Below are 12,806 nucleotides of genomic sequence, written 5' to 3'. Positions count from 1 at the left end.
TTCAGTCGTTTAACTTCCGAGCGCTCTCGATAACCATAAGTTTTTTTTTACGACTAAACCCAATTTTCTTTAAAGCTCTTGATATAGTCCTGGCGCTAATTTCCCCCTGCCACAGTGATGCCATCTCTACTTGGGTTTTATCTCCATTAACTTCTACAAATTCCCTGAATTTTTCCCAGCTAGTGATTTTATGACCATTCCCAAGCGGTTTATTCGGCAACGCTTGAAATTCCCCAGTTTCTCGTTCCCGCTTTAGCCATAGCCTAATCGTGTCGCGACTAATACTAAATATTTGGCTGGCTTCACTAATTTTTAACCCATCCAGCTTGATCGCTTGGACTACCTTTTGACGGAGATCGTAACTGTAGGGTTTGGGCATGGGCTTAACGGAGGCATAGCCGGAGGTTTCATCAATGTCTACTTCTAGTTTATGCCTTAACCGCCTTGGCGGTTGCTATAACGGGTGTTCCAGGAAGTTCTTGACCTCATCGCCTATGCGCTTGGTTTGAAGGATGAAAATTTCCAGGTTCGGGTTTTTGCCCAGCAAGAAGTTCAGGCACTTCAAAGAAATCTTGAACGTGAAGAAGCTCAAGAAAGGTTTGAAGAGCGAAGTTGGTAGGCGGTTTAGTATGGAACAAGCATGAAGCTCCTAGTAGACGATGACTTCTCATGAGCTAGGCAACATCCTCGATCGCATTGCCAGTGGTAAGGACGCTGAAGCCGACATAACTGCCTTACGTCAGTTACTGAGTTCAAGCGATCGCCAGAGTTTGTTGCAGCTAGGCAAATACGGCATCAACGTCGGACAGGGGCAAGATATTCAAATTGGCGATCGCATCTACAGGGGAGCAGATGCTGAAACAATTAGAAAAATTATCCAAGACGAGCTGCAATCACTTCAGTATGGATACAACAGCCAGTCTGTTCGCAACGGCTTAAATGCCCTGACTGAATTGATGGCAGCGCCTGAAGTGCGTGCGGCTGTAGTTGCCTTCCGCACCGATTTTCAGGCTGTGTGCGAACAAATCGATGTTGTGGGCAACTACAAGGACTTGCATGACCTGTTGCATACACTGGAGTTCCAATGCTATGGCGTTATTGTTCACGAAGCCAAACGATTTCCGGATGACGACACATCTTTAGACAAACTTATGGATTATGAGTTAACGCTTCAGGGAATCGTGACCAATATGCGAGATGTTGCAGTCCAGGCAGCCCTAGCTACCAATGAAACCAAGTGGATAAAGGTTCTTGGAGAAGCGACTGAAGAGTTACACAGAGCGATTGAGAACCTTGATACGCGGCTGCTTGACAAGGCTGTCCGGCTCATCAACCGAGTGCTGGCTATCCAGCCTTCACGAATCAATACGAGTCTAAATACCGCAGCACGCGCCTTACGCCTGCCTGCCCTGGTGAAGGCAATGACCTGCGTGCGAGACAATCTGGCACATGGCGAACTCGATCCAGAGAAAACCAGCCAGTTCAAAGACGGTGTGGAGGCTCTCGCCAACCTAGATCGCAGCCTAACAGTTCTCGTTCACACTCACAACGATTGGCAGGAACTCGATTTAGAACTACGCCGGATTGAAGCCAATCTAGAACAGGATACTTTTGAACTGGAAATGTCCTGGCTCGATTTGAAAGCGATGGCAGAATCGCTCTGCAACAGTAGCATAGACGAATGGGCGCTCTCGTTTAAGAAAGATAGTGAGAATTTGGACAGTGCGATCACATCACAAAATCCTGTCAAAGTCAAACGATACTTCCGAAGTTACCGCAGGCGTGCAGGCGATCGCTTTTACCGAGTTGACGTGGAGCTGAAGCGATTGTGCGGCAATTTGCGGATAGTCGGTGAACCCTTGGCATCTGTACTGAGGATGATTGGATGAGTAACTCTAGCATCTCCCTTACAACTGACGATGCCACAAACCGCTTTCCTTCGTTGGCTTCTTTACGGGCAGCTCACAGCGAACTCCTCAAACGCCATCGCGAGACTGGCAGTACACCCGAATTGCTGGCAGAGATGGAGGAATTTATTTACCGGGGGCGAGCGACTGGTGCGCTGCTAGACACCGACGAAGACCGATGGGCTAGCCAAAGTTTACTAGATTACTGGTCAGCGATATTGTACCGTGCTGGGCGCGAACCCCCTGATGCCACCTTAGCTGAATTTGACCCAGCATTGGCTCCAGAACTGGATGATGCGCGATGTCCTTACCTGGGGTTAGAGGCATTCCGGGAGGAAAAGTCAAACCTCTTCTATGGACGCCAACGTCTTTTAGAGAAACTGGTTAATCACCTCAAGAGAAACCGTCTATTAGCCGTCGTCGCTTCTTCTGGCAGCGGTAAGTCATCAGTGGTATTGGGCGGACTCTTACCAAAGCTGAAGGTAGGTGTACTCTCAGGTAGCGAGAACTGGCACTACTACTTGCCGATGGTGCCAGGAGTTAATCCATTGGAAAATCTGGCTCGACTCACCCAACCTCATGACATTAAAGCGACTGAGTGCCTTCAGCAGCAAGTCGAGAGCTTTCAGAAAGACCCCAACCATTTAACCAAACTGAGCAATGAGTTTGGCAACAGACCCAGTGTCCTCGTCGTAGATCAGTTTGAGGAAGCGTTCACGCTATGCCGCGATGATAACGTGCGTCAGGCGTTCATTGACAACCTCATCGGTTTGATTCAGTCGCCACGAGTCAGGCACACTGTCATCCTCACGATGCGAACGGACTTTGAGAGCCAAGTGGCATGGGTGCCAGTTTTCAAGGACTTATTTGAGCAAGCCCAGGTTCGCGTGACAGCACTGGATGCCAGCGAGTTACGGGAGGCGATTGAAAAACCCGCCGAGTTAGTGGGTTTGAAATTTGAAGAAGGGCTGGTTGAGGCGCTGCTTCAGGATGTTTTGGGGGAACCAGCAGCGTTGCCTCTGTTGCAGTTTACCTTGCTGAAGCTGTGGGACAACCGGGAGCGCAATCGAGTTACCTGGGAAACTTATAAACGTTTGGGTGGTGGTCGTCAGGCATTGGCTCGTAGTGCGGATGAGTTTTACGAGCAGCTAATTCCTGAAGAGCAGGTGACGGTCAAACGCATCCTATTGCGAATGGTTCGACCCACGGAAGGACTGGAAGTCACCAGCAACCGCATCCAGCGTAAAACACTGTACCAGGCTGGGGAAGCACGTGATCGCGTTGACCGAGTGTTAGATAAGTTGATTCAATCGCGGTTAGTACGCTTAACGGAGGGGGATACGCCCGATGATGCCCAGGTTGAGGTTGCTCATGAGGCTTTGGTACGCAACTGGCCCCGGTTGGTCAATTGGCTAGAAGATGAACGGGTAAATATGCGCCAACGCCTGCGTCTAACTATAGCAGCAGAGGAGTGGAAAGCACGGGGAAAAGACAGAAGTGCATTGCTAAGGGGTGCATTGCTTGGGGATGCTCAGAAATATGAAGCTCTCAATGAGCTAGAAAAGGAATTCATTCGACATAGTGAAAGGGCAGAACTTAATAACCGTCGTTTAATACTTGCTACTGTTACTGGAGTATTTGTGGCACTGGCTGGACTAACCACCTTTGCCTTTATCCAAAAGTCTATAGCTGAACGCAAGCTGATAGAAGTAACACTGCTTCAACAGGCAGATAAAGTGAAGGCTTTGCTGTCCATCGCTCCTGAAGATGGACTAGTTTTTGCAATTCAAGTGGTTGGTCTGAGCCAGTCAGAATTAGGTTGGGTTCTTACCCCTGTTCAGGATAGTCTACGCAAAGCGATAGAAGTCGCTATTTTTAATCATCAAGGTTCTGCTGCTTCTGTTGCTTTCAGCCCTGATGGAAAGATTATTGCTACTGCCGCTGCGGATGGAAACGTAAGATTATCAGAACTGAATGGCAAGCTCATTGCAACTCTGCGTGATCATCAAGCTGCTGTTACTTCTGTTGCCTTCAGTCCCGATGGGCAGATTCTTGCTACTGCTAGTGCTGATAAAACTGTGAAGTTATGGACACGGGAGGGCAAGCTCATTGCAACTCTGCGTGGTCATACGGATACTGTTACTTCTGTCGCTTTCAGCCCTGATGGAAAGATTATTGCTACTGCCAGCGCAGATGGAACTGTAAAATTGTGGAACACAGCAACTGGCAAAGAAATTGCAACTCTTAAAGGGCATAGTAATGCTGTTACTTCTGTTGCTTTCAGCCCTGATGGAAAGATTATTGCTACTGCCAGCGCAGATGGAATTGTAAAATTGTGGAACACAACAACTGGCAAAGAAATTAAAACCCTTAACGGCGCTACTGATTCTGTTACTACTGTTGCTGTTAGCCCTGATGGAAAGACTATTGCCAGTGGTAGTGCTGATAAAACCGTAAAATTGTGGAACACAACAACTGGCAAAGAAATTAAAACCCTTGTTGGTCATACGGATTTTGTCACTGCCGTTGCTTTCAGCCCCGATGGTAAGTATATCGCCAGCGCCAGTTTAGACGGAACTATACGCCTGTGGAACTTATTAAGTGGTACTTTTGTAAGAACTTTTTATAACTCTAGAGGTGCTGTCACTGCTGTTGCTTTTAGCCCTGATGGAAAGACTATTGTCAGTAGCAGTAGGGACGGAATCTCACGTCTGTGGAATTTACAGGACGAACCTGTTGGAAAACTTTCGCCTGATGACTGGAAAACATTACTTGAGGTTGCCTGTAACAACCTACGGGAGCGCCCAGTCTTTGTTAAACCACAAAATAACACAGCAAAAGAGGCTAAGAGTACCTGTCAGAAGTATGTCTGGAATACTAATTAGCGGAAAAAGACCAGCTTTCGGTTGATGAACTGGCGCAGCAGGTGCGTGAAGCGAAGCTATCCGCAGGAATCGCCTCTCACTTCCCACGCTCCTCAAACTGCATAGCCGCAAAATGCTCCATCAGCAAACGATGGATGAAAATATAGCCACCGCCGACTTTTTGCAGAAAAATGCGATCGCAACAGTCATCTAGGAACTGGGCATAATTCCAGGGCATATGTTGGTGAAAATGAAACACGGTTCGGAAGCTGATGTGGACAATACAAGCCGTTCCACCTGTCAGCAATCCGACAAATAACCCACAGAACAATCCCCAGTACTGGGGAATCGTTAGCCACGAATCAAACAAATAAATCCCTAGAGAAAGGCTCAAAGAAACTGCGAACGAAATGATCACCCATGTTTTTGAAGACTGCCAAATTCCTTGATTAGGGATGGTTCGCGTCTCCACTTCAGTACCTGAACGAAGACCGCCAAATAGTCCCATAATGACACCTCCCAACATACCTAATAACAATCCATGAATAAGTGTTGGTCCCAATATTCCCGTCAGTCCTAGCAGTAATCCAAACGGTGTAGAACCAATTAACCCAAACAAGATATAGTTCCTAACATTCATCCATGACCATTTCAACGCTTCTACAGGTTTGAAATAACTCTGACCAATCTCTCCACCCATCCACCAATCAAGCAATCCAAGGGTCAGCAATGTCAGCACACCAACGAGCAGACCCACCTGAGGGGTTTCCTCAATTCCAGCGACTGTCCCCAGAATAAGTCCAACCGCTAGCCCAAGCCATAGGCTGTCCATCAACCGTTGCAGGAAACTTTGGCGGGAACCGGGATGCATTCGTTCAATCTTCATCACAGCCCAAGCTGACGAGATATTCAAGAAACTGTACACAGTCCAAAACGATAGCCCGATGCTGAGCCAATGCCGACCAAAGCCCATACTCAGAACAACAATCCATGCCAATGCAAAGCTAACGATGAGCGAACTCATAATGATATAAATCCATCGTTCTCTAGCTGTTTGCAGCCAACGGCGATCGAGCCACTCAATCAAGAAGATGGTTTGGGAGGAACGCTGTAGTTGTTGGGCTAGCCAGCTTAACCATCGGATGGTTTGCGTGGGTGAGTAGCGTCTATCAGCTCCCCGTCGCTTTAACATGCGATTGATGTAGGTGTTAAATAGCCGTTGGTGATGGTTTTCTACAGAGGTTTTTGGTAAATCTTCAAGGTTAATACCTTCGTAAGCCAGTACCATAATGTTTAGCAACAGTGGCGATCGCGCCAGTTCTTGCAAGATGGCATCGTTTGCCAATAGCTCTCTCAACCCCATCAGGTCAGTGTTGAGACTGTGCAAGTAACCATCGACCTGTTCTGGAGTGAGCGATCGCAAATAAATTGCCCGCTGCACGGTGAGGCGATGGGAAAGCCCTTCGTAGTCCTTAATGCGGCTGCACACCACCATTTCCGTCCCTTGGGCTTGCTGGAACTGGTTGAGGGCAACTACGCAAGCATCTCGGTATTCAGCTCGAACTTCATCCAAACCATCGAGCAACAAGAGGAGTTGCTGTTGGCTAACCCAGGGTTGGGCGATCGCTTTGGGCACCTGATATTTTGTATTCAATTCCGCTACCAACCAATCGGCAAGACTATGCCATTTGCTGCTCCAAGTCGAGAGGTTGAACACTACGGGAATCAGGTGATCCATGTCTTGCTCGGCTCGCGCAATGAGTTCGCGGGTAAGTTGGAGCAAGGTAATTGTTTTGCCTGCCCCTGGCTCTCCTAGAATCAGCAGTGTGCGTCCAGTGCCGAGTTGATCGAACAAGTCGAGGACTGTTGTGCCTTCGGATAAGATGGTTTGAGTACGATCCGCTGTCTCCACAACCAAATTCCAGGGAGTTGCCAATACATGGGAGCGATCTTCTAAACCGAGTTGAATGACAACCTGATGATGCAGAGACGTTTCCAGCACGCCCTGAACCCAGAAGTTTTTGACTTTGTTGAGTAAAGCCTGTCGATTCCGATATTCCTGGGGTGTCAGTTGCGATCGCACAACGGGCGGATGCTGTAGGACGGCTTGAATCACCGTTTTAATTGTTTCCGCATCCGCACCTTGGTAAATGCGATCGCCTACTTGAATTTCCCGCCCCTGCCCCAGGTTAACGGTGTACTTGCCGAGCTGTACCACACTCTGACTCTGTTTCTCCCGAAGTAATTGCCGCAGCAGTTGGCGATCGCCTTCGGTTTCTTCTCCGTTGGCAATGCGGTCTAGAATTCCATTGAGATCATCGGGAGGAGCCATTGTCCGCACCCACTCGGCTTGACTGAGCTATTAATGTGAATACACAGTTCTTGAGGCTGTATCCAGATTTTTTCAACCGAGGAGAAGCCGAAACGATTGAGGGTCAATTGAGCCAATACTCGACTGAAAATCTGTTGGTTATGATCGGCGAGAGGTGCATGATTGTTCCAAATCTTGGCGATTCACAGACGGCTCGTTCCACCCTTTTTGCAATGATGACCCCTGACGAACTCAATCCCATCCTAGAGCGGATTACTCAGCACCAGCAGACTGAGCAAGACCTAGAAATGGTGCGGCGATCGCTGCGACTAGCCGATAGTGTACTGCAATCAGTGTCTCAGGATGGCAAGTTTAACACCAATGTTGGGCAAATCACTGGGGGAGAGGTTCACATTGGTGATCGCACTTACTACGGTGTTGATGCTGAAGTGATTCGAGGAATCCTGCGCGAAACTTTACAGTCCCTTCAACCCAATACTCAACCAACTGGAATTCCTACAAACCTGCCCTACAGTGGTGTGGTGGAGTTTGTTGGTCGAGATGCGGTCATGTCGCAACTCCATAAGATGTTGCAACAGGGTCATCGCGTTGCCGTTTTTGCGATCGCTGGGATGGGCGGTGTCGGCAAGACGGAACTGGCGTTGCAATATGCGCTGAAATACCAGCCGATTTACCCGGCAGGATTATGCTGGCTGTCGGCAAGAGGTGTGGATGTGGGGACTCAGATTGTGCAGTTTGGGCGATCGCTTCTCGATCTCAATCCGCCCGAAGACGTTGAATTGGTAGAGCAGGTCAAGTTTTGCTGGCGACACTGGCAATCTGGGGAAGTGCTGCTGGTACTCGATGATGTCACCGACTACGCCGCTATTAAACCCTACTTGCCGCCCTCGACTGCCCCTCGCTTCAAAGTGCTGATTACCACCCGTCTGCGGTTGGGCGCGTCAGTCAATCAGTTGGAACTGGAGGTACTGGATGAATCAGCGGCACTGGCGCTGTTGGAGTCACTGATGGGCGGCGATCGTATTCAGCTCGAACGAGACTGCGCCCAGCAACTTTGCGCTCAGTTGGGCTACTTGCCGTTGGGACTAGAATTAGTGGGACGGTATCTCGCTCGCAAACCCGACCTGTCGTTGGCAGCGATGCAGCAACGGTTGCAGGACAAGCGATTAGCGGCACTGGCATTGCGTCAGACGGATGCAGACATGACGGCGCGATCGGGAGTGGCGGCAGCATTTGAGTTGAGTTGGGAAACCTTGTCGGAAAGTGCCAAATCGCTAGGATGTCTGCTCAGTCTGTTTGCTGCTGCCCCAATTCCCTGGTCGCTGGTGGAGCAGTGCTTGGCTGACCGAGACCCTGAAGACTTGGAAGAAGTACGAGACAATGAGCTAATCAATCTGCACCTGCTGCAACGAACCAACCCCGGAACCTGCCGCCTGCATCCCCTGATTCGCGACTTCTTCCAAAAGAAGCTAGAGCAGCTAAATCAAGCTGATGAACTGAAGCAAGGGTATTGTGAGGTAATGCTTGGAATAGCCAAACGGATTCCTTATGAACCTACACAGAAATTGATGGCTGAACTTACACCTGCCATCCCTCACTTATTGGAAGTTGCTGAGAGTTTAACTGATTACCTCACCGATGCAACTTTTTCATTACCCTTTCTGCGCTTAGGAAGGTTTTATGAAGGTCAAGGATATTACACCCAGGCTGAACACTGGTATTTAAGAGGATTGGAAGCCACCAAAGATCGATTTGGTAATCAACATCTGGCTACTGCAACCAGCCTCAACGACTTAGCATACATCTACAAAACTCAAGGTCGCTACTCAGAAGCTGAACCTCTGTATTTGAGAGCATTAGACATCAGAGTAAGCCTGCTTGGGCAGGAACATACTAGTGTGGCACAAAGCCTTAACAATCTGGCTGCAATATATCGTAAGCAAGGTCGCTATTCAGAAGCAGAACAATTGCTGCTAAAGGTTGTGGCGATTAGAAAAAAGTTGTTAGGCAAAAAGCATATCCACGTAGCACAGTGCCTTGACCATCTAGCATGTCTTTACTATGAGCAAACTCGGTATACAGAGGCTGAGCTTCTTTATCATGAGGCTATATCAATTTACAAGTCCTTAGAAAAGCAAGTGCATCCCCATATGGCGACTGTTCTCAGTAATCAAGCACTTTTTTATGAAACACAAGGGCTATACCAAGAAGCAGAAAGGCTGTATCTGGAATCTTTATCTTTGATGAAGAAATTAAGAGGGGAAAAGCACCCTCGTATTGGACGTATTCTTTGCAAGCTAGCAAATTTTTATAAAATTCTGAGGCGTCACGAAGAAGCTGAGGTTCTTTATATGGAAGCGTTAGAAATTTATATCCATTACTTAGGGGAAAAGCATCCGGATACAGTCAAAGTACGAGAAAACTTAGAATGTGTAAGACACCCTTTGCCCTGAGCGATCGCAACCAAGATTTATTGCAACCTTCGATTACTCATCAGGTGGATGCAGTCCGGCTAAGACAAGCAGGCGTCGAAGATTAGCCACTCCTGGACGGTTGAGTGCAAGCGCTTCGATAGTTGCACGACCACAAGGGGTTCGACCAATCAGTTGAGTCAAATCCTCACTCCAAGCAAAATGCTCTATCCAAATCTGCTGGCGAGGATTGAACAGGGCAATCTCCTGTCCAGTCTGTGGATCGGGGTAAACAGTCCGGGTGTATTTACGACCGTTACAGCCGAAACACGCCCAGGCTAGATTTTCAGCAATGGTTGCTCCGCCTAGTTGTCGAGGCTTGATGTGATCGACTGTAAAGCTGTCAGGAGAGAACGCATCGGGGCAACGGCAGTATTCGCATCGATTCTTTGCCCGTTGAGCAATTTCCTGTCTCAGGGCTGTAGGGACTCGTTCATATTCAGACGGCATGGGAAGGCTGGGACTTCGACTGAACTTGCTGGTTTAAGCGCATCAGGTCAATGTTCCTAAGCTTCGCTAGCTCGATGAGAGCTTCTAAGCGCTTTACTCTCTGTTGCTCTAGCAAGTCTTCGTAACCAATCAGTTCCTGATGCTCAGCTTCGCTCAGTTCATCCCATTCACAGCGATCGCGTAACGTATCTAGACGTGCCTGCTCGTCTTCAGGCAGATGGTTGTCAATCACCTCAAGCAACTGTGCTTCCTGGGTACTAACTGTACTCTGCTGAGGCGGCTCCGCTAAAAATTCCAATAGTTGCACAACAGCCATCAATTTGTCTTGAGGCAGTTGGTCGATCAGCGCGATCGCTTTTTGGCGAATATCAGGAGCAGGAGGCATTGCCTATGCCTAAGTAATGGTTAATTCATAGTTTAGCAGTGTGGTTTCAGTCAACGGAAGTTACATTGGAGCAAGCTGTCTAGAGTGCGATCGCCCTTGCCAGACATTGAGTAATGATGAGTTCTGATGAGTTAAACACCATCATTGAGCGGATTGCATCGGGAACGCAGACGGTGACTGATGTTGAAGCGCTTCGAGTTGCCCTGAGCGATCGCCGCCAAGATTTACGGCAACTGGGTAAGTATAACGTCAACATTGCTCAAGGACAGGATATTCACATTGGCGATCGCACTTACGTTACTTGGAATGATGAAGCGATTCAAGCCCTGATTGAGGTTGTTCAAAAGCTTCAATCCATGACTCAAACTCCTACACCTCAATTAGCGTCAGTTGATGAACTGGTGCAACAGGTGCGATCGCGCCTCCACGATGACATCCAATGCTTGCATGGCACGATGCCGCTTTGGGGCGTGGATCGTTGGGTGCCGTTAGGTGAGTTGTTTGTGGATGTCAATATTCTGGAGGAGCTGAGCAGTAGTCGGAAGTCGGAACTGGATGACCTGTGGCAGGACTTCACGACAGGGATGCAGGGGTATTCGAGTTATCGCAGTTTGGATCGCATTGGCTTGGGCAAAGAGCGGAAACGGGTGTCAGGGCTGGAAGTGCTGGCGAAGAATACGAACCTGATGATAGTGGGCAAACCGGGTTCGGGGAAGACTACGTATTTGCAGCGAGTGGTTACCGAGTGCAATGCCGGAAATTTACAAGCGCACCGGATTCCTGTGTTGATTAAGCTGCGAGAGTTTGTAGAGGATGGGCGTGAGGTTGCCTATTCGCTGGAGCGTTATCTAGAGCGGTGCTGGCGGTTATCGAATGCTGAAACTCAGTTGGTACTCGATCAAGGTCGGGCGCTAGTTCTGCTGGATGGGTTGGATGAGGTGACGGGGGAGGATGGAAAGAACATTGCGAAGGAAATCAAGCGGTTTGCTCGTGCCTATCCGCAGGTGCAGGTAATTGTGACCTGTCGAACGCAGAGCCATGAATCGCGGTTTGAGCGGTTTGATTATGTGGAAGTGGCAGATTTTAATGAGCCGCAGGTGCGGGCATTTGCCGAGCATTGGTTTAAGACGGTGATGGGGGATGAGTTGGCGGGACTGGCGAGGGCGCAGGAGTTTCTGGGGCTGCTCTTTTTGGAGGAGAATAAACCGATTCGAGAGTTGGCGATTACACCCATTTTGCTGAGTTTGACCTGTGCGGTGTTTCACCAGACGGGGAAGTTTTACTCGAAGCGTTCCAAGCTGTATGAAGAGGGGTTGGAGTTACTGCTGGAGCAGTGGGATAAGTCGCGGGAGATTGAGCGGGATGAGATTTATCGGGATTTGTCAGTGGAGCGAAAGCTGGAGCTATTGAGCTATCTGGCGGTGAAGAAGTTTGAGCAAGAGCAATATGTGTTGTTTGAACAGGGGGAATTGGAAGGGTATATTGGGGAGTTTTTGCGGATTGGGCAGCGGGATAGTCGGGTGGTATTGAAGGCGATTGAAGCTCAGCATGGATTATTGATTGAGCGATCGCAGAAAGTTTGGTCGTTCTCACACCTGACGTTTCAAGAATATTTTGTTGCCAGAAGAATTATTGGCAAATCTCACTTTGAGCAGTTATTGGAAAATCTCACAAAGAAAGAATGGAGAGAAATCTTTCTACTAACCACCAGCATGACTCAAAAAGCTGACCAATTTATTATTTATATGAATGCAAAAATTGATGAACTACTTTCTAGTAATCAAAAATTTCAGCAATTTTTAGAGTGGATTAATAAAAAGTCAAGCGTTTTCGCCATTCCCTACAATTCTGAAAGCATACGAGCTTTTTATTTTTACCGCTCTTGTAAATTTGATTCGATGCTCGCCTGTCGGCTTGACTCCCAACTCTCATCTGATTTAGATTTTGACCACATTTTCGATGATTACTACATCGAACTTGAACTTGACATTGAGCTGACTGCTGTGTTTGCGCTTGGATATATACGAATCCAAAACTATGCATTAAAGCTCAAGCCTGAAGTACACAAACAGTTGCATAAGCTAAAAAGCAGAGTATTAAATATGTATCATGAACGGTTCCGAGAATTTAAAAAATATTGGCAATTAAATACTACACCTTTGGTGGAACAACTTGCGAAAGTTATTTTCGGAGAGTATAGCTCCGACGTTAAGTGGCATTTTAATGATAAAGAAAAATACATATTGCAAGAATACTATTATGCGAATAACTTGCTATTAGATTGTATAAATAATAATTCCAGTATTAGCACTACTGCAAAAAAAGATATTAAGAAAAATATACTATTGCCAATCGCCAAAATCGAACAAGGCAAACGCGGAATAGCAGAGTAAAATT

9 protein-coding genes are annotated in these 12,806 nt (G+C 47.8%); 5 read left to right on the top strand and 4 right to left on the bottom strand.

Annotation, left to right across the window (positions count from 1 at the left end; genetic code table 11):
• Position 1 precedes the first annotated feature (1 nt).
• Positions 2-379: an IS630 transposase-related protein gene (locus tag AC5JL3_RS16765; protein ID WP_496075561.1), complete on the bottom strand. Its 378-nt coding sequence runs from the start codon at positions 377-379 to the stop codon at positions 2-4.
• Between the two features lie 84 nt (positions 380-463).
• On the opposite strand from AC5JL3_RS16765, the gene AC5JL3_RS16760 reads away from it, so the two are divergent.
• Genes AC5JL3_RS16760 through AC5JL3_RS16750 form a run of 3 tightly spaced genes read left to right on the top strand, consistent with a single transcriptional unit; the run spans position 464 to position 4,792 of the window.
• A complete protein-coding gene (locus tag AC5JL3_RS16760) occupies positions 464-619 on the top strand; it encodes a hypothetical protein (RefSeq protein ID WP_496075560.1) in 156 nt (51 codons plus the stop codon).
• 40 nt (positions 620-659) lie between these two features.
• A complete protein-coding gene (locus AC5JL3_RS16755; protein ID WP_496075559.1) occupies positions 660-1,889 on the top strand; it encodes a hypothetical protein in 1,230 nt (409 codons plus the stop codon).
• Positions 1,886-4,792, top strand: coding sequence for a WD40 repeat domain-containing protein (locus AC5JL3_RS16750; protein ID WP_496075558.1), 2,907 nt, complete (start codon positions 1,886-1,888; stop codon positions 4,790-4,792). The genes AC5JL3_RS16755 and AC5JL3_RS16750 overlap by 4 nt, the downstream gene beginning before the upstream one ends.
• A 76-nt stretch (positions 4,793-4,868) precedes the next feature.
• On the opposite strand, the gene AC5JL3_RS16745 is transcribed toward AC5JL3_RS16750, so the two are convergent.
• A complete protein-coding gene (locus AC5JL3_RS16745; RefSeq protein WP_496075557.1) occupies positions 4,869-7,103 on the bottom strand; it encodes an NACHT domain-containing protein in 2,235 nt (744 codons plus the stop codon).
• 35 nt (positions 7,104-7,138) lie between these two features.
• Between AC5JL3_RS16745 and AC5JL3_RS16740 the strand changes: the two genes are divergently transcribed.
• Positions 7,139-9,556, top strand: a complete 2,418-nt coding sequence (locus AC5JL3_RS16740; RefSeq protein WP_496075556.1) for a tetratricopeptide repeat protein — start codon at positions 7,139-7,141, stop codon at positions 9,554-9,556.
• Positions 9,557-9,589: 33 nt separating this feature from the next.
• Here the strand turns inward: AC5JL3_RS16740 and AC5JL3_RS16735 are convergent, their stop codons facing one another.
• Together AC5JL3_RS16735 and AC5JL3_RS16730 are read right to left on the bottom strand one after the other, a co-directional pair.
• Positions 9,590-10,024, bottom strand: a complete 435-nt coding sequence (locus AC5JL3_RS16735; RefSeq protein WP_496075555.1) for an HNH endonuclease — start codon at positions 10,022-10,024, stop codon at positions 9,590-9,592.
• Positions 10,014-10,409, bottom strand: coding sequence for a hypothetical protein (locus tag AC5JL3_RS16730; protein ID WP_496075554.1), 396 nt, complete (start codon positions 10,407-10,409; stop codon positions 10,014-10,016). Before AC5JL3_RS16730 ends, AC5JL3_RS16735 begins: the two co-directional genes overlap by 11 nt.
• Positions 10,410-10,522: 113 nt before the next feature.
• Here AC5JL3_RS16730 and AC5JL3_RS16725 point away from each other — a divergent pair, with 113 nt between their 5' ends.
• A complete protein-coding gene (locus AC5JL3_RS16725; RefSeq protein WP_496075553.1) occupies positions 10,523-12,802 on the top strand; it encodes an NACHT domain-containing protein in 2,280 nt (759 codons plus the stop codon).
• Positions 12,803-12,806: the final 4 nt, after the last annotated feature.

Source organism: Symplocastrum torsivum, assembly GCF_059505465.1.
The sequence above is the reverse complement of the archived record's forward strand: the minus strand, read 5'-3'. Positions and strand labels throughout refer to the sequence as shown.

Excerpts from the sequence above, each read along its gene's own strand:
- AC5JL3_RS16755 (WP_496075559.1), top strand. The coding sequence starts at position 660 with ATGACTTCTCATGAGCTAGGCAACATCCTCGATCGCATTGCCAGTGGT.
- AC5JL3_RS16750 (WP_496075558.1), top strand. The coding sequence starts at position 1,886 with ATGAGTAACTCTAGCATCTCCCTTACAACTGACGATGCCACAAACCGC.
- AC5JL3_RS16735 (WP_496075555.1), bottom strand. The coding sequence starts at position 10,024 with ATGCCGTCTGAATATGAACGAGTCCCTACAGCCCTGAGACAGGAAATT.
- AC5JL3_RS16725 (WP_496075553.1), top strand. The coding sequence starts at position 10,523 with ATGATGAGTTCTGATGAGTTAAACACCATCATTGAGCGGATTGCATCG.
- AC5JL3_RS16745 (WP_496075557.1), bottom strand. The coding sequence starts at position 7,103 with ATGGCTCCTCCCGATGATCTCAATGGAATTCTAGACCGCATTGCCAAC.
- AC5JL3_RS16765 (WP_496075561.1), bottom strand. The coding sequence starts at position 379 with ATGCCCAAACCCTACAGTTACGATCTCCGTCAAAAGGTAGTCCAAGCG.
- AC5JL3_RS16730 (WP_496075554.1), bottom strand. The coding sequence starts at position 10,409 with ATGCCTCCTGCTCCTGATATTCGCCAAAAAGCGATCGCGCTGATCGAC.